This is a genomic window from Halalkalibacter sp. HAAS-P013, assembly GCF_056619925.1.
Map to the genome: position 1 here is coordinate 220,724 of NZ_JBWQTU010000002.1, position 17,284 is coordinate 238,007.

Below are 17,284 nucleotides of genomic sequence, written 5' to 3' on the forward strand. Positions count from 1 at the left end.
AACACAAATTTGAAAAGGCTTACATAAAATCAAAAAAAACTCTTTCTCAAATATCAAACCACTCATACACAGTTATCTTAAATGTCATACAATTGTTAAAAATCTAAAACAATATGTAAGTCATTATAACATAATAGGACATAATTTGTTCATGAAAATTTAAGTTATGTTCATCTAACTAAAAAGCCTAATTCTCTAGCATAAACACACTAGGAAATTAGGCTCGGTCTCCTCATTTTACAGTTAAAACACTCTCTCTTATTTCTTCAAGTAACTTTTTCGTCTCAACCATCTCATCTGGCTTTGTCGCTTCTAATATTATTTCACAATGCGGCTTATACTCATGAAGTAATTTAAAATAGAGCGGATAATTTAGGTTTCCCCTTCCTGGTCTAACTGTCTTAATTTCCCCGTTCTCATCGATGATACGATCTTTTGCATGACAGGCCACAATACGGTCACCTAATAATTCAAACGCTTCTTCTATTATTATGTCTTGCTCATGAAAGTTTTCTTTTGTAAGCAAATTACCAGGATCTAAAACAACTCCAATGTGACTAGAGGGGAACTCATGTATTAGGCATTTCAACTGTTTAGCTGTACCAATTAAATGCTCATTCGCAGGCTCAATCCCAATGATTACTCCCCATTTTTCCGCTTCTTCAATTAACTCAGAAAAAGAGTCCCTTAATGCTCTCCAATCCTCGTCTAACGCAGTAACACCTTGTATTTTTCCTACCTCACAAGCAACAATAGGTGCATGAAATAAAGAAGCATATTTTATAAGTTCCTTAAATCTTGCTACATTTTCTCTTCGTTTGTCTTCATTTCTATCAAATAAATGAAGATAACATGCCAAAACAGAAATAGAAACACCACGTTTTTGAAATTCATGATAAATATCTTTTACTAATCCAGGACTTAATGTTCCTGCTTTGCTAAAGTCATGATTGCCGATCGCTTTCCATAAAGCTAATTGAACATGGCCAAAATCATATGAAGCTACTTTTTCAGCAAGTTCATGATAAGAGCTCTTTCCAACTAAATGAGCTAAAACACCAATAGACATAGTAACTCCCCCTGTTATTTTCACTTATAACTCTTTACACTATAACCTGTTTCTCGTCTACTTCCTCTCCTACGTGAACTAAGTTCTTTGCATTTGGTAATCCAAACAAACACTTTACATTTTTTGTTTTCTCTCCTGATACTTCTACATACGTTTCTTTATAACTTTTACTTTGTAAATTAATAAGGTCAACATTTATACTGTTTGTTAATGTTAGTAAAGGCCCTTTTTCAACATTCAACGATACATTAGTAAATTGGATGCCTTCACATTCTGAACTAGTCATTCCATATTCAGATGTAATCGTCACATCTTCAAACTTAATGTTAGCCAAAGGTAATTCTGGAAGCCCTTTTAATACAATCGCATTTTTAGAGCCCATACATGTAATGTTTTTCATTTCTATATCACGGAAAATCGGTGTTTCTATAGAAACTTCTTCCTCTATTAAAATCTCATCCCCTACATGTTCATAATACATATGAAAAACAATCGCTTCATCCGAAATATTGGTCATTCGAATGTTCTTTATTGAAATGTTTTCTACGATCCCTCCTCTGCCCCTCTTGCTTTTAAACCTTAAACCAACATCTGTTCCGAAAAAAGAACATTCACTCACTGTTATATTTCTTACACCACCCGACATCTCACTTCCAATAACAAATCCACCATGACCACTATATACTTGGCATCCTCGAATCATTATATCCTCGCAACGTTTTCCAAGTTTCCTGCCTGCCTCATCTTTCCCTGACTTAATACAAATTGCATCATCACCGACATCAAACACACAATTTTCTACTAAGCCAAACTGGCATGATTCAATATCTAAACCATCTCCGTTTTGCGAATACCAAGGGTTTCGTACTGTAATATTTTTTATCGTAATATGTTCACAAATCCACGGATGAAGACACCAAGCCGGTGAATTTTGAAATGTCGGCCCATCTATTAATATCGTTTGACAGTTTCTTAAACTTACTAAGTTAGGGCGAAGAAAATCTCGTATTTGCTCAAAATCTTCAATTCTTTTTGAACCACTGTTTCGGAGATCCTGTATCTCGCTAGCCCCTTCTAAAGCTTGCTTAGTTGGCCACCATATCTCTCCTTCTCCATCAACAATTCCTCCAGATTCGATCAGCTTTGTCCATTGAATTTCGGTCATTTTAAATTTCTTAACCGGCCTCCAAGCCCCGCCAGATCCATCAATGACTCCTTTTCCCGTAATCGCAATATCATGTAAATACTCACCATCTATGGGGGATTGACACCTGATAGTTTCTTCCCCTTCAAAACTGGATAAGATAAGAGGGTACGAGTTGAAATCCTTCGTAAATAGTAAGATTGCGCCCGCTTCAATATGTAAGTTTAAGTGGTTAATGAACTGAATGGGCCCGGTTAACCACACACCAGGTGGAATGATGACTTTTCCGCCTCCCGCGTTTTTACAAGCGTTAATGGTGTTGGCAATTGCCTCTGTATTATCAAAAATACCGTCACCAACTGCACCATAATCTGTAATAAAAAATTGTCTATTTGGAATTTGGGGCAATGCAATATCAAGTTCATTTTTTGTTGTCGACATCATGTCCCTCCTGCTTATTTCGTGTATTTTGCTAAAGGTAAATTTAGTTCAATGATCCCCTCCACTACAAGCTCAGCTATTTTTTTAGCCCCCTCTTCGGAAAAATGAGTGTCATCTTGACCCCCCTCTAAGTAATTCAAATGCTTACCTGGTTCAAGCCATAGAAATAAATCCTTCGTTCGTTCAGGCCCTAATCGCTCAAATAACTCTCTACTTTTCTTAGTTAAATCAATCAATGGAACTGCGAGTGTTTTCGCTAATTCTCTCATTGCTTCAGGATAGATTCCGTGAGTTTCTTGAAGTTCACCTTTTTCAGTAAAACTTCTTCTTTGTACGGGTGTAATGAGTAACGGATAGGCATGATTTTTTCTTGCAACATCAATATATAATGATAAGTAAGATGTAAATGAAGTAAATGGCTCTGTATACCTTTCTTTATCTACCTTTGAATCGTTATGGCCAAACTGAATGAATAAATAATCCCCATTTGTAATTGTTCGGTCAATCATGTCTAATCGACCTTCATCAATAAAACTTTTTGAACTTCTTCCTGATGCTGCTTCATTTTGTATAACTATTTCTTCCTTCATAAAACTTTGTAATGTTTGTCCCCAACCAGCTCTTGGTGCTCTATTCTTCTCATAATTAGAGACCGTTGAATCACCCGCTAAATAAATTGTTATCATTGAAAACTTGAACCTCCAAACTGAGTCTACTAAAAAGATAAAACCATTCTTTCCACGTATACTCTTAATATAGATACTGTTTTCTTGACTTGATTATAAAAGGAGCAGGAAAGTACGTATATAATCATTACATTAGGTTCTCAAATACTTTGTCAGCGCTTACTTTTTTGATAATCATTAGATCAGAATACAAAAAACTGTTAAGGTCTCTCAACAGTTTTAGGAAATTTATTAATATTTATTTGTTCTATGTCCACTACAATATATCGCTCGTACTCTCTTCTGATTTATATCCTAATTCCTTTTTTGCATTTTCCATATCCCATGGTTTATCAATATTATCCGATACACCATAATACGTACCAAATGTAACATCTGAGTCTATTGCAGCTCGAAACAAAGAAATGAGATCAGTATCTGTTAACAACGTATGTTTTAATCGGTCATTCTTCTCAATATCTTCTTTTGTCACATCTTTTGGTACTGAACCAATGCGTATATTGATCACCGATAGTCCTTCTTCCTTGGAAAATAAGGCTCCTACTTGCTCTGAAGCAAATTTTAAAACCCCATATAAACTTTTTGAGCAAGGGTAGTCTTTCACTGTTATTTCTCTGCCTAAAATAGACTTACCTTCATCCTCATAACAATCAGTTACATGATTGGTACTAGCAAAGATTACCTTTTGTATATCTTTTTGATTTGCTGTGTATAAAATGTAATAAGTAGATTTAAAAAAGATACTTGTCATCTGTTCAAAAGTATCCACATCTTCCAGTGCATGCTTCGTTTCTGTATTGAGAAGGTTAATAAGCACATCTGCTTTTGGTACTTTTTCCATGAGTTCTTGTAAATTGGTAGCATCAGCCTGAACGAAGTCAATCTCTGAATCAAAAGCATTCTGTTTATCAACAACCGTGATTTGATGGTGTTGTCGAAACCCTTCTACTAATTGCTTTCCAACGGTACCAGCACCACCAATAATGACGATTTTTTTCATGTAGTTGTAGTCCCTTCACTATGAGTTCTATACATAACTTTCTACTTTCAACCAAAATTTATGTATTTAAATGTGTGAGGAACATTTCTTGTTTCATCCATCAGTGGCTATGATAAAGTATTTTCACAATAAAAAACCCCACTCTTATTAATTCCAAGAGTAGGGATTTCCTGTTACTTCATTTCGAAATAGTGATCAGCATTGTGATAGCTAATATTTTGAATCATACTACCTAGTAACTTATAATCTCGAGGCGCTTCACCAGCTTCTACCCATCCACCTACTAAATCACAAAGAACTCTTCTAAAATATTCATGACGAGGGTAAGAAAGAAAACTTCTTGAATCTGTTAACATACCTACAAAGCTACTTAATAATCCTAGATTTGCAAGATCCGTCATCTGCTTTAGCATCCCGTCTTTTTGATCGTTAAACCACCAGCCAGACCCTAATTGAATCTTGCCATTTGCTTCACTAGATTGGAAGTTTCCAATAGCTGTTGCAATCACATAGTTATGAATTGGGTTTAAATTATAAATGATTGTTTTTGGTAATTCATTCTCCCTATCCAATTCATTTAAGAATGAATTAAGAGGTCTCGCCAAATTAAAATCATGAATGGAATCAAATCCGGTATCTGGACCAAGCTTACTAAACATTCGCTCATTATTGTTCCGGATCGCACCGATGTGTAATTGCATCGTCCAACCGAGGGACCGATACAACCTACCTAAAAACAGAAGGGTAAATGTCTTATATTTCTTTTCGTCTGTTGAATCAATAGACTCTCCTGCCCTAGCTTTATTAAATATTTGAGATGCCTCTTCAAAAGTAGCTGGCTCAAACGGCAATGTCTCAATTCCATGATCAGAAAGGCGGCAGCCATGCTCATGGAAATAGTGAGCTCGTTTCTCTATTGCTTTTAATAGATTTTCAAACGTTACAACTTCTGTTTCTGAAACTTCTGCTAATCTATTAATATACTCATTAAATTCAGGCCTTGCTAGTTCAACAGCCTTATCTGGTCTAAATGCTGGTAGCACCTTTGTCTGAATCACTCCGTTTTGTTTAATCGTTTGATGATGCTCTAATGAATCAACCGGATCATCTGTTGTACAAACAACCTTTACATTGAACTTTTCTAAAATTTTTTGAGTCGTTAATCCATTTTGTAGGACTTGGTTGCAATGGTTCCAAATCTCTTCACTAGATTCCTCATTTAATAAGATATCTATGTCAAAATAACGTTTTAATTCCATATGAGTCCAATGATAAAGTGGGTTTCCAATTGTTTGTGGAACAGCTTTTGCCCATGCTTGAAACTTTTCTTTGTCATCAGCATCTCCTGTTATGAAGCGCTCATCTATCCCAAGTGTACGCATTGCTCGCCATTTATAATGGTCCCCGTGTAACCAAATCTCAGATAGGTTAGCATATGCACGATTTTCCGCGATTTCTTTTGGACTGATATGGCAATGATAATCGTAGATTGGCATTTCTTTCGCATAATCGTGATAAAGAATTTTTGCTGCTTCACTATTTAAGATAAAATCGTCGTGAATAAATGGTTTAGACATGTAATCCTCCTACTCAACTAAAATGACAACGTTGTTATTTTTTATTATTAAAAATCACTTTAAATCTTCCATCTTCACAAAATCCATATCCTTAAACGTATAATTTTCACCAGCCATTGCCCAAATAAATGTATAGTTTTTCGTACCAACACCTGAATGGATCGACCAAGGAGGTGAAATAATGGCATCTTCATTTTTCACAACGAGATGACGTGTTTCACTTGGTTCACCCATGAAATGAAAAACTCTTGATTCCTCATCCATATCAAAATACAAATATACTTCCATGCGACGATCATGAACATGCGCAGGCATCGTGTTCCACATATTATTTGGTTCAAGCAAAGTCATTCCCATCATTAATTGACAGCTTTGCAGTCCACCATCATGAATATATTTATAAATTGTACGGTTATTTGATTCACTATCTGACCCTAATTTCGTTGGTTCAGCATCTGCAATCGGAAGAACTTTCGTTGGATACTCTTTATGTGCTGTAGCTGATACTAAGTAAAAGCGTGCAGGGTTAGTTGGATCCACACTATGAAACGTCACTTCTTTCTTCCCTAAACCTACATATAGACAATCGCGTTTATTTAATTCGAATTCTTCTCCGTCGACGACTACTTTTCCTTTTGGTCCAATATTAACAATACCGATTTCTCTTCTCTCTAGAAAATAATCTGTTTTTAATGCATCGCCAGCATCTAATTTTAATATTTGTGTAGTAGGAATAACCCCACCAACGATCACTCTGTCATAGTGCGAATAAACCATATTGATTTCTCCAGCTACAAAAAGAGATTCAATTAAAAATTCATTTCTTAATTGCTCCGTCGTATTTTGTTTAATCCCCACTGGACTCGTTGCATGTCTTATTTCCATTTTTCATCTTCCCCTTTCTAAATTAAGAACTCATCCATCCGCCATCAACACATAATACATGTCCATTTACATAACTCGATGCTTCAGACGCTAAGAACACAACTGGCCCTTTCAAGTCTTTCGGCTTCCCCCATTCTCCTTTTGGTATTCGTGAAGTAATGAAAGCATTCCTTTCTTCATTTGCACGCAATGCCTCTGTATTGTCTGTTTCCATATACCCCGGCGCGATAGCGTTTACATTTACTCCCCTGCTTACCCACTCATTTGCAAGTGATTTTGTTAGTCCGGCTACTGCATGCTTACTAGCTGTGTAAGCTGGGACTCGTAAACCTCCTTGGAATGATAGCATTGATGCGATATTAATAATCTTTCCAGATCCATTTTCAAGCATATGATTGCCTACTTCTCTACAAAGCTGAAAAACAGAATTTAAGTTAACATTTATGACAGCATTCCAATCTTCATCTGAGAATTTCTCAGCATCAGACCTGCGAATGATCCCAGCATTGTTTACTAGAATATCAATCTTTCCAGCTACTCTAACAGCATTTAATACTAATTGTTTAGCTGCATCTGGCTCGGATAAATCAGCTTTCAATTCATAAAATTTTCTACCAAGCTCTTCAATTTGGCTGCTCGTCTCACTCATATCACTTATGCCAGCACCAATTACATCAGCTCCAGCTTCAGCTAGTCCTACAGCCATCCCTTGACCTAGCCCACGGCTTGCACCTGTGACTAGTGCTACTTTACCATGTAATGAATAAAGATCTTTTATCATTGCTGTACCTCCTTTTATGTTCATTTATACTATAAATGTTCGTTTATGTTCGTTACAGTTCGAGTATAGCACCAGTTGGGGTTAGTGGCAATATATCTTTTGAAAAAAGTTAACTTTTCATTTGGCTAATGATTACAGGAGTTCCCTTACTTTGTAGGCTCGACTGTATTGAAGTATCTAATTTGTCATCCGTAATAATAGAATCAACATCAGCCAGTGTAGCAAACTGTATCAATCCTACTTTTTCAAACTTAGTTGAATCTGCAAGAAGAGTAACGCGATCAGCAGATTCAATAATTTTCCTCTTCCATTCGACATGGAAACTGTTAAGTACAGTAAGTCCATGTTCGATGGAGACTCCTGTTGCCCCAAAGAATAATTGGTTTGCTCGTATTCGGTTTAATAAATCGATGGCTTGCCCCCCATATAAAGAAGATGAGGTTCCAATGCGTGAACCACCTAACACCATAAGCTGTACTTTCTCTTTTCCTATCAATTCAAAGGCAATTTTAATATCGTTTGTGATTACACTTACAGGAAAATCACCTAATAACTTAGCCATTTGTAAGGTTGTACTTCCCCCATCAAGTAATATCGTATCACCATTTTTTATACCTTTTATCGCCTCATAAGCGATTGCCATTTTTCGCTCATTATTCGTTGACTGCCTTTCTTCAATCGGAAAGATTCTGTCTTCTTTTTCTTCTAACAACACAGCTCCTCCGTGTATTCTCTTAAGAAGTCCCTTTTTTTCAAGTGTCTCTAAATCTAGTCTTATCGTTTTATCAGTGACCCCTAAAAAACTGCTAAGTTCTGAAACCTTAACTGCTTTGTTTTTATCTAACTCATCAAGTATCTTTTCATAACGTTCTACTGAAAGCATAAAATTCCTCCAGAATTAGTTCTTTGTTATTAATTATCAAACAAAAACGAACAATTGTAAACATTTTTTTTATAAGAACTAAGACAATATAAAAAAGAAGACTGTCAACCTTACCGGTTGACAGTCTTCTTTCGATTCAATACATTTATTTTGCTACTTTTTTAACAAGTGGTAAATCTAACCGAACTAAATCTTCAAACCGCTCACGTCTAATCACTTCAAATGCCTCTCCGTCCTCAACAAACACAACAGCTGGACGTGGAATTCGATTGTAATTATTCGCCATTGCATAACCATAAGCGCCTGTACAAAATACAGCTAAAATATCTTCATGGTTTGCTTTTGGCAAAGGCAAATCCCAAATTAACATGTCGCCACTTTCACAACATTTACCTGCAATAGAAAATGTTTCAGTCGCTTCTTCATTTGCACGATTTGCTAGAACTCCTTCATACTCTGCCTGATACAATGCTGGACGAAGATTATCACTCATTCCACCATCAACAGCAAGGTAGTCACGAACATTTGGAATATGTTTTTTAGAACCAATCGAATAGAGCGTCGTCCCTGCATCCCCAACAAGCGAACGACCTGGTTCAATCCAAATTTCTGGCATCGTAAGGTTAGCTTCTGCAGCTTTTTGCTTAACAACTTCAATCATCTTGGTCACATATTCACCTGCTGGAAGCGGCGTATCTCCTTCAATATAACGAATTCCAAAGCCCCCGCCAAGATTTAAAACGGTTGGGATAAAGCCAAGGCGCTCTTTCCACTCAACTACTAGTTCAAACATTTTCTCAACGGCCATTACAAATCCCGTTGTTTCAAAGATTTGAGAACCGATATGACTGTGCACACCTAACAGATTCAACCACTCATCTTCATGTGCTCTTTGAACAGCTTCATGCACTTGGCCACTAACAAGATCAAAACCAAACTTTGAATCTTCTTGTCCTGTTGAAATATAGTCATGCGTATGAGCCTCGACTCCTGGTGTGATTCTTAGTAATATATTCATTTTGTAGTTCTTCTCTTTACAGATACGGCTTAATTCAGCTAGTTCATAAAAATTATCAACTACGACACAACCAATTTGAGCTTTAACAGCCATTTCAAGCTCTGCTAAACTTTTGTTATTGCCGTGAAAATGTACACGTTCCATTGGAAAACCAGCTTCAATCGCTGTAAATAGTTCTCCTCCAGAAACGACATCCAAGCTTAATCCCAACTCATCAGCAAGCTGGAACATCGCCATACAGCTGAATGCTTTACTCGCATAAGCTACTTGGTATGGGACATTTTCCTTTTTAAATGCTTCTTGAAATTGCAAAGCGCGTTCACGAATAAGTGCAACATCATAAACGAATAAAGGTGTTCCATATTGCTGTGCAAGTTCAACTGTATTAACACCGCCTATTACTAAATGGCCTTGTTCATTAATTTGACTCGTTCCGTGTGTATACATCCATGGTCTCTCCTTTTTTCTATTCGACAGAGTTGACTCACGCTGAAAATGACAGCTTCCCCACCAACCCTTATTCCTATAAAAAAGCAGCTAATGCTACTACACTAGCTGCTTAAATGGCAATCATTCTCCACTACAGTTTGCAGTGATATATAATATCTTTCATTACTTAAAAGTCATGAAAATTAAAAATGAATGTATATACTTTATCATAATAACGAGTTTTGATCAAGATCAACTATATACCCCTTCGGGTAGGGGTCAGACCCCGCTTTATCTTGCTAAAGCGGGGTCTGTTTGCATTATTCTGATTTTTGCTTGATTGGGTCTTGCGGGTGAAGAAAGCTTGGTCGAAATCTCATGGATGGTACTGATGAACGAACAAGTATGTGCCAAGCAGAGATTGGGTCAAACGGCAGGAATGGCCACAAATATGGTTTTGCAAATGTTTTAATTGATGCTAAGAATAGAACAAAAATGGTCATTCCAATTATAAACCCAGGTGCTTTAAAGGTGGCAACGGCAACAAGCAGAAACACTCGAATAGCACGTAAGGCAACCCCTAATTCATAACTTGGTGTTGCAAACATACCAATGGCACCTATCGCTACATACAAAATAACTTCTGGTGTGAAATATCCAACCTCAATCGCGATCTCCCCGATTAGGAGAGCTGCCACTAAACCAAGAGCCGTAGCTAATGGAGAAGGTGTATGAATGGCTGCCATCCTCAGTAGTTCAATTCCAAGTTCTGCAAATAGTATTTGCAGAAACACAGGAATGTTGGTCGTTTCTTCTGGGCCAATAAAATCTAAGGCTGTTGGTAATAGATCTGGATTCATCGTAAGCAACAGCCAAAATGGTAAAATAAGTAACGAAAACACAATCCCAATAAAGCGTGTCCACCGTAGAGCTGTCCCTATAAATGGTGCTTGGCGATACTCTTCAGCATGTTGAACATGGTGAAAGAATGTTGTTGGTGTAATAATCACACTTGGTGACGTATCGACCATTATAAGTACATGTCCTTCAAGTAAATGGTTCGCAGCAACATCCGGTCGCTCTGTATATCTAACGAGTGGAAATGGATTAAATCCTTGTTTCACAATATACTCTTCAACTACTTTATCTGACATGGTCAAACCATCGATATTAATCGCTTGTAACTCTTTTTTGAGAATTTCGACCATTTTTGGATCCGCTACCCCGTCAATATAGGAAATACAAATATCCGTTTGTGATCGTTGACTTACTCTCATGATTTCATTTCTTAGCCGATCGTCTCGAATACGTCGACGAGTAAGAGCTGTATTAATAATAATGTTCTCCGTATAACCATCACGAGATCCACGTACAACTCGTTCTGTATCAGGTTCTTCTGGTCCACGTGTTGGGTAACTTCTAACATCAATTACAATTGCCCGATCTTCACCTTCCACTAGAATGAAAACAAGACCGGAAAGCATTTGAGTCGTTGCCTCTTCTAAGTTATCAACGAATTCCACTTGTACATGCGGTAGGTGATTTATAATTGCTTGTTGTACATTCGTCGTTTCATTTACTCTCCCTCGGGACTCTAACAGCATCAATTCCCTAATCTGTTCAATAATGAACTGAATGTCGCACAATCCGTTAACAAAGTAAATTTGAATATGCTTATCAAGAACTGTTAATGTTCGAACCCCAACATCAAACGAAGTGCCAAAACCAAGTCTCTTTTTCAGTTCAGCTTCATTTTCAACAATATTTCGTGATATCGGGGTCTCTTTCTTTTCATGTGCTTGACTCATGATATCCACTCCGTTCCAAAATGGTTTCCACTGCTTGCTTTGTAATAGGGGCTCCTTTTTTTAACGCATCAAATCCGGCCATTTTCCCAATGTCCCCTACTCCGACCACAACAGGAATATCTAATTCATCCAAAATATAAACCGTATCGCCATTTATTCTGCCTATTTCCAAATCTGGTATTCCTTCCTTATCTACTCCAAATTCTGTTAAATGACCATATCGGTCTATACTGACATCTACATGAGTCCACTCACTAGAGTGGGTTGAAGAAGCCACAGCAATGGCTCCGAGTACTTCTATTTGTGGATGAGTCGCTACAAAGTGCATCGCCTTTTCTCCGACTCCTTCATCTCGCTGGCCACAATCATCAAACATAACAAGAACAGGATCATAAGGAGTTTTCATAATGAGAGAGACGATCTCTTCCCCACTAATAGGGGTAGGATTCCCATATGAGTAACTTATACATCTCCCACCTATTTCTTTAGCTACAAATTCAACAACTTGCTTGGCGTGTTCATCTCCATCTGTAATCAGTATCACTTTTCGTCTCTCCATTATTTAATCACCCCTTTGGTTTAAAGAAGATTGCTACTAAAAAACTGAACAAAATCGTTGAGGAAATTCCGACTGATGTAACCTCAAAAACACCCATACCAATTCCAAAAAAACCGTAGCGGTCCCCTTCTGACATTGCTCCATGAACAAGAGCATGTCCAAAGCTAGTAATAGGAACCGTTGCACCAGCTCCAGCAAAGTCAATCAATCGATCATATAGATGAAATCCATCAAGCAAAGCTCCCGCTACCACTAGCGTGCTTAATGTATGAGTCGGGGACAACTTGCCAATATCCATCAGCATCTGCCCAAGAAAACAAATAAACCCTCCTACGACAAAGGCTGCAAGATACTCAAACATGCCTACTCCTCCCGTTCAAATGCAACTGCATGAGCGATACTTGGAATTGATTCTTTTTGTTGGATCATTAAAGGACTTAATAGCGCTCCTGTTGCAACAACAAGCATTCGCTTAATCCTTCCTTCTTTCATTTCTTTAAAGAGATGTCCAAATGTGACAACAGCTGGGCAAGCGGCTCCACTACCTCCTGAAAAAACAGGCTGCTCTTGGTGATAAATCATCACACCGCAATCTTCATACCGATCAAGTGTCATTCCCTTATCTTGTACTAGCTTGCGCAATATTCCACTTCCTACACGTGAGAGATCACCTGTAACGATCACATCATAATAAGATGGCTCACGTCTTGTCTCTTTTAAATGTGTAATTAAAGTATCCGCTGCTGCTGGCGCCATCGCTGACCCCATATCAAAAGGCTGTTTAATGCCATAATCCCTTACCTTCCCGATTGTTGCATCTGTAACTTTTATCAAAGAAGGCTTTTTACCAATGACGACAGCACCTGCTCCCGTTACAGTAAATGTAGATGAATCAGGTCGTTGCCCTGCAAATTCAGTAGGATAACGAAATTGGCGCTCAGCAGTTGCATTATGACTACTTACGGCCGTTAACGTTAAATTAGCTGTACCTGTATCTACAAAAAGTGCCGCAAGTGCTACTCCTTCCATAACCGTTGCACAAGCAGCAAACAAACCAAAATAGGGAACATCTACTTCCCTTGCATAATAATTAGATGTAACAATTTGATTGAGCAGATCACCAGCAAAAAAATAATCCATTTCCTCGCTTTTCTTTTCTGCCTCCTTTAATGCAACCTCTACTGCATCTTGCATTAACTGACGCTCAGCTAACTCCCAATTTTCTTGCCCTGCATACAAATTATCGTAGCTTACATCAAAATAGCTTCCGAGGGGACCTTTTAACTCTTCTGGGCCAACTGCAGTTCCAGCCCCCTGTATGTATACAGGTTGATCAAAATGCCATGTTTGCTTCCCTCGTCTCTCCAACTCAAACACGTCCTTTACGAATTAATCAACATTTCAACTAGCATCCTAGTTAGCCCTACTAAATAAGCAGAAAGCACACCAAAAGCAATAACGGCTCCAGTTAATTTGAACATGTTCGCACCAATTCCAAACACTAATCCTTCACTTTTATGCTCTAGAGCAGCGCTCGTCATTGCATTCGAAAATCCAGTCACAGGAACCAACGAACCTGCCCCAGCAAACTGACCAAGCTTGTCGTAAATCCCGAACCCTGTTGCTAAAGCGGCCAATAAAATCAGCGTTGCCAAAGTCGGACTCATAGCTTCCTCTTGAGTAATAGGCAAAAAGGTCATATAAATACGACTAATCCCTTGTCCGATCGTACATATTAAGCCGCCTATTAAAAAAGCTTTTAATCCATTTTTTAGAACATGACTTTTGGGTTGATAAAGCTTTATATTTTTTTGATACAATTTTTTTTGTTGCTCATCGACTGCCATATCCGATCCCGCCTCCTCATAACAACCTTTCCCTTTCTTACCACACGAAAAATCAGTACTCTACGTGAGGTATAAATAAGACAGATGATTGCACTATACCGTTAGTATGACTGTAAATCGACATATCATTCTAGCAATGGAGTCTTTTTTAAGAAATGGTAAAAAAACCGAACAAGAAACTTTATACTGTTTCTTGTTCGGTGTATACATTTAAATGCTGATCTTTACTATTTCATCTTCCCTATTTCGCTCTTTTAACCAACTTGAGTAATCATACTTCTGTTCCATATAGACTTGATGCCAAATCATGAAAGATAAGACAGTCCAGATTTTCCGACTGCGATCTGCTTTAGCCAAGCAATGTTCTTCAAGGAGATGATGAACATACGTTTTATCAATATATGCATCTGTCTCACTTTCCGAAATTAACTTCTGAGCATAATCATACCATTCGTTTTTTAACCAATGACGGAGAGGAACAGGAAAACCTAGCTTTTTACGCATAAATACATGTTCTGGCACAATTCCCGCAAAAGCTTTACGTAAAATATATTTTGTTGTCCCATTTGTCGTTTTCCACTCAGCGGGAATGTGAGAGGCTAGCTCAAACACCTCTTTATCCAAAAATGGCACGCGTAATTCGAGCGAATGAGCCATTGTCATTTTATCAGCTTTAACTAATATATCTCCACGTAACCAAGTACATAGATCTAAATGCTGCATGCGATTGACAGCGTGCTGATGAAAAGAGTGATCATAGATATCTTTCGTTATTAATTCATTTGTAAATTCTGCATTATAAGCAAGAAGAAGCTTTTCCTTTTCTAATTCAGTGAACATCTTTGCATTGCCAATGTATCGTTCTTCTAGTGGGGTTGTCCCACGTTCAAGAAAACTCTTACCTTTCATACCTTCTGGCAAAACTGCTGCTAGTTTCCGTAGATTTTTCTTTAGTACTGTTGGAATGTACTGAAAACAAGCTAGACTTTGCGGTTCTCGGTAAATATTATACCCACCGAAAAGTTCGTCTGCTCCTTCCCCAGAAAGGACGACTTTCACCCTCTTACTTGCTTCCTTGGCAACAAAGTAAAGTGGGACACAGGCCGGATCAGCTAACGGATCATCCATGTGCCACATGATCTTAGGTAATTCCTGCCAATACTCTTGTGCCGAAATCACTTTGCTGTTATTTTTAATATTAAGCTTTTCTGCACTTTCTTTTGCGACATCTAATTCACTATAGCCATCTTGGCTGAAGCCAACCGAATATGTTTCTAGATCAGGTTTAATATCTTTAGCAATGGCGGCGATGATCGTGGAATCAATTCCTCCTGAAAGGAATGAGCCAACTGGTACATCACTACGCATATGTTTTTCGACTGACTCATACATCGTTTCTCTAATTTGTGATACCCAGTCTTCCTCCGTTTTGTTAACGGGGCTAAACATCGGTTTAAAATATGATTTTATAATTGCCTTCTGCCCTATTTTCTTAACAAAATAATGTCCAGGTTCTAGCTTGAAAATATCTTTGGTAAGAGAGTATGGTTCAGGAACATACTGAAAGGACAGATAATGATGGAGTGCTTGTGAATTAATCTCTGACATCTCGTCCCCAATTTCTAAGCTTTTCTTTTCAGAAGCACAAATAAAACTATCTTTATCTTCTTTATAGAATAAAGGTTTAATTCCAAAATGATCACGCGCAGCAAACGCCTTCTTTTCATGACTATCCCATATAACAAAAGCAAACATTCCTCGTAAATACTGTACAACTTGTTCTCCTACTTCACTATAAAGAGCAAGAATCACTTCTGTATCCGAATCCGTTTCAAAGTGCTTGCCTTTAGCTAAAAGATCTTGCTTTAATTCAACATAATTATAAATCTCTCCATTAAAGACGATCCAATATCGCCCGTTCATATAGGAAAGAGGTTGATAGCCACCTTCTAAATCAATAATACTTAAGCGGCTAAATCCTAATTGAACATGGTCTCCACGCATATACCCTTCTTGGTCCGGTCCACGATGAGGAATCATTTTGTTCATTTCTTTTAGTTTATAATCACTTTTTTGCGGTTCATCAAAAATACAGGCTACAAAGCCACACATAAACTTGCACCTACTTTTCTTCTAAATGTACTTTTCGTAGTATTGGTTGTAACTACAACTCGTATTCACACATTAGACGCAAGACCTTGCAGAAAGGATTCATATTTATTTAAATATTATTTACACTTAAACATACATCCTGATTTTCATAGTAAAAATAGAACCTGAAGTAGTAATTACTCTTCACTTAAAGGCAACAAAAGAATAAGAAAAGAGGGCACTGAAAAGGTCGGTTTCACCTTTTCAGTGCCCTTCAAAATGGGTACTCTTTTTATCTACACATCTCCCATTTCAAGCTTCATTTGCTCAAGAATTTTCTTCTCAAGCCTTGATACTTGAACTTGGGATATTCCTAACCTCGTTGCCACTTCTGATTGTGTTTGATCTTTGTAATAACGAAGGTAAACGATCAGCCGCTCCCTCTCATCAAGATCACGAATGGCTTCTTTTAGTGCAATCTTATCAAACCATTTTGTCTCCGTTTGATCAGCAATTTGGTCTAACAACGTAATTGGATCCCCATCATTTTCATAGACAGTTTCATGAATGGAAGAAAGGGATCTGCTTGCCTCACCTGCAAACACAACTTCTTCTGGTGTAATTTCTAATGCCTCAGCAATTTCGTTCACTGTCGGCGTTCGTCCTAATGATTTCGTCATTTCATCCTTCATTTTGCGAATTTTATTTCCTAACTCTTTAATGGACCGACTTACCTTAACCGTTCCATCATCACGAAGGAAACGTTGTATTTCACCGATAATCATTGGGACGGCGTACGTTGAAAATTTCACGTCATAAGACAGATCAAATTTATCAACGGATTTGATGAGCCCTATGCAGCCAATTTGAAACAAATCATCTGCTTCATAGCCCCGATTCATAAAACGTTGAACAACAGACCAAACAAGCCTCGTGTTACGATTAACTATTAAATCCCTAGCATCTTGGTCCCCATCCTGACTCCTAGCAATGAGCGCCTTTACTTCGGAATCAGAAAAATGTGCCTGCTTCTTCTTTTGTTGTTTTACCTCGACATCCATAGGCA

General features: G+C 37.7%; 16 protein-coding genes. All 16 read right to left on the bottom strand.

Annotated features, from left to right (window positions below):
• Window positions 1–232 precede the first annotated feature (232 nt).
• The 16 genes from AC1FXP_RS04960 to sigF all read right to left on the bottom strand — a co-directional run bounded on the left by AC1FXP_RS04960 (window position 233) and on the right by sigF (window position 17,279).
• Window positions 233–1,069 (bottom strand): sugar phosphate isomerase/epimerase family protein, encoded by an 837-nt coding sequence (locus AC1FXP_RS04960; RefSeq protein WP_480059080.1) that lies wholly within the window; start codon window positions 1,067–1,069, stop codon window positions 233–235.
• Window positions 1,070–1,103: 34 nt separating this feature from the next.
• A complete protein-coding gene (locus AC1FXP_RS04965) occupies window positions 1,104–2,654 on the bottom strand; it encodes a glycoside hydrolase family 28 protein (RefSeq protein ID WP_480059081.1) in 1,551 nt (516 codons plus the stop codon).
• Window positions 2,655–2,668: 14 nt separating this feature from the next.
• Window positions 2,669–3,340 carry a rhamnogalacturonan acetylesterase gene (locus AC1FXP_RS04970; RefSeq protein ID WP_480059082.1) on the bottom strand — a complete coding sequence of 224 codons (672 nt, stop codon included), beginning with the start codon at window positions 3,338–3,340 and terminating at the stop codon, window positions 2,669–2,671.
• A 256-nt stretch (window positions 3,341–3,596) separates the two neighbouring features.
• Entirely contained in the window at window positions 3,597–4,340 is a 744-nt protein-coding gene (locus AC1FXP_RS04975) for an NAD-dependent epimerase/dehydratase family protein (protein WP_480059083.1), read from the bottom strand.
• Window positions 4,341–4,513: 173 nt separating this feature from the next.
• Window positions 4,514–5,917 (bottom strand): glucuronate isomerase, encoded by a 1,404-nt coding sequence (gene uxaC, locus AC1FXP_RS04980; protein WP_480059084.1) that lies wholly within the window; start codon window positions 5,915–5,917, stop codon window positions 4,514–4,516.
• 54 nt (window positions 5,918–5,971) lie between these two features.
• Window positions 5,972–6,802, bottom strand: coding sequence for a 5-dehydro-4-deoxy-D-glucuronate isomerase (gene kduI / locus AC1FXP_RS04985; protein WP_480059085.1), 831 nt, complete (start codon window positions 6,800–6,802; stop codon window positions 5,972–5,974).
• A 22-nt stretch (window positions 6,803–6,824) separates the two neighbouring features.
• Entirely contained in the window at window positions 6,825–7,583 is a 759-nt protein-coding gene (gene kduD, locus AC1FXP_RS04990; protein ID WP_480059086.1) for a 2-dehydro-3-deoxy-D-gluconate 5-dehydrogenase KduD, read from the bottom strand.
• 109 nt (window positions 7,584–7,692) lie between these two features.
• Window positions 7,693–8,466, bottom strand: coding sequence for a DeoR/GlpR family DNA-binding transcription regulator (locus tag AC1FXP_RS04995; protein WP_480059087.1), 774 nt, complete (start codon window positions 8,464–8,466; stop codon window positions 7,693–7,695).
• A 145-nt stretch (window positions 8,467–8,611) separates the two neighbouring features.
• Entirely contained in the window at window positions 8,612–9,931 is a 1,320-nt protein-coding gene (gene lysA, locus AC1FXP_RS05000) for a diaminopimelate decarboxylase (protein WP_480059088.1), read from the bottom strand.
• 302 nt (window positions 9,932–10,233) lie between these two features.
• Window positions 10,234–11,721, bottom strand: coding sequence for a spore germination protein (locus tag AC1FXP_RS05005; protein WP_480059089.1), 1,488 nt, complete (start codon window positions 11,719–11,721; stop codon window positions 10,234–10,236).
• Complete coding sequence (gene spoVAEA, locus AC1FXP_RS05010; RefSeq protein WP_480059090.1) at window positions 11,705–12,280, bottom strand: stage V sporulation protein SpoVABEA; 576 nt, start codon at window positions 12,278–12,280, stop codon at window positions 11,705–11,707. Before spoVAEA ends, AC1FXP_RS05005 begins: the two co-directional genes overlap by 17 nt.
• Window positions 12,281–12,287: 7 nt before the next feature.
• Complete coding sequence (gene spoVAE, locus AC1FXP_RS05015) at window positions 12,288–12,641, bottom strand: stage V sporulation protein AE (protein ID WP_250097118.1); 354 nt, start codon at window positions 12,639–12,641, stop codon at window positions 12,288–12,290.
• A 2-nt stretch (window positions 12,642–12,643) separates the two neighbouring features.
• Window positions 12,644–13,648, bottom strand: coding sequence for a stage V sporulation protein AD (gene spoVAD, locus AC1FXP_RS05020; protein WP_480059091.1), 1,005 nt, complete (start codon window positions 13,646–13,648; stop codon window positions 12,644–12,646).
• 14 nt (window positions 13,649–13,662) lie between these two features.
• Window positions 13,663–14,127, bottom strand: coding sequence for a stage V sporulation protein AC (gene spoVAC / locus AC1FXP_RS05025; protein WP_480059092.1), 465 nt, complete (start codon window positions 14,125–14,127; stop codon window positions 13,663–13,665).
• 210 nt (window positions 14,128–14,337) lie between these two features.
• Window positions 14,338–16,239: an asparagine synthase (glutamine-hydrolyzing) gene (gene asnB, locus AC1FXP_RS05030; protein WP_480059093.1), complete on the bottom strand. Its 1,902-nt coding sequence runs from the start codon at window positions 16,237–16,239 to the stop codon at window positions 14,338–14,340.
• Between the two features lie 275 nt (window positions 16,240–16,514).
• Window positions 16,515–17,279, bottom strand: a complete 765-nt coding sequence (gene sigF, locus AC1FXP_RS05035) for an RNA polymerase sporulation sigma factor SigF (RefSeq protein ID WP_480059094.1) — start codon at window positions 17,277–17,279, stop codon at window positions 16,515–16,517.
• Between the last annotated feature and the right edge of the window lie 5 nt (window positions 17,280–17,284).

Bases quoted from the DNA above. Each gene is read 5' to 3' on its own strand.
- AC1FXP_RS04960 (WP_480059080.1), bottom strand. From the start codon at position 1,069: ATGTCTATTGGTGTTTTAGCTCATTTAGTTGGAAAGAGCTCTTATCAT.
- AC1FXP_RS04965 (WP_480059081.1), bottom strand. From the start codon at position 2,654: ATGTCGACAACAAAAAATGAACTTGATATTGCATTGCCCCAAATTCCA.
- AC1FXP_RS04970 (WP_480059082.1), bottom strand. From the start codon at position 3,340: ATGATAACAATTTATTTAGCGGGTGATTCAACGGTCTCTAATTATGAG.
- AC1FXP_RS04975 (WP_480059083.1), bottom strand. From the start codon at position 4,340: ATGAAAAAAATCGTCATTATTGGTGGTGCTGGTACCGTTGGAAAGCAA.
- uxaC (WP_480059084.1), bottom strand. From the start codon at position 5,917: ATGTCTAAACCATTTATTCACGACGATTTTATCTTAAATAGTGAAGCA.
- kduI (WP_480059085.1), bottom strand. From the start codon at position 6,802: ATGGAAATAAGACATGCAACGAGTCCAGTGGGGATTAAACAAAATACG.
- kduD (WP_480059086.1), bottom strand. From the start codon at position 7,583: ATGATAAAAGATCTTTATTCATTACATGGTAAAGTAGCACTAGTCACA.
- AC1FXP_RS04995 (WP_480059087.1), bottom strand. From the start codon at position 8,466: ATGCTTTCAGTAGAACGTTATGAAAAGATACTTGATGAGTTAGATAAA.
- lysA (WP_480059088.1), bottom strand. From the start codon at position 9,931: ATGTATACACACGGAACGAGTCAAATTAATGAACAAGGCCATTTAGTA.
- AC1FXP_RS05005 (WP_480059089.1), bottom strand. From the start codon at position 11,721: ATGAGTCAAGCACATGAAAAGAAAGAGACCCCGATATCACGAAATATT.
- spoVAEA (WP_480059090.1), bottom strand. From the start codon at position 12,280: ATGGAGAGACGAAAAGTGATACTGATTACAGATGGAGATGAACACGCC.
- spoVAE (WP_250097118.1), bottom strand. From the start codon at position 12,641: ATGTTTGAGTATCTTGCAGCCTTTGTCGTAGGAGGGTTTATTTGTTTT.
- spoVAC (WP_480059092.1), bottom strand. From the start codon at position 14,127: ATGGCAGTCGATGAGCAACAAAAAAAATTGTATCAAAAAAATATAAAG.
- asnB (WP_480059093.1), bottom strand. From the start codon at position 16,239: ATGTGTGGCTTTGTAGCCTGTATTTTTGATGAACCGCAAAAAAGTGAT.
- sigF (WP_480059094.1), bottom strand. From the start codon at position 17,279: ATGGATGTCGAGGTAAAACAACAAAAGAAGAAGCAGGCACATTTTTCT.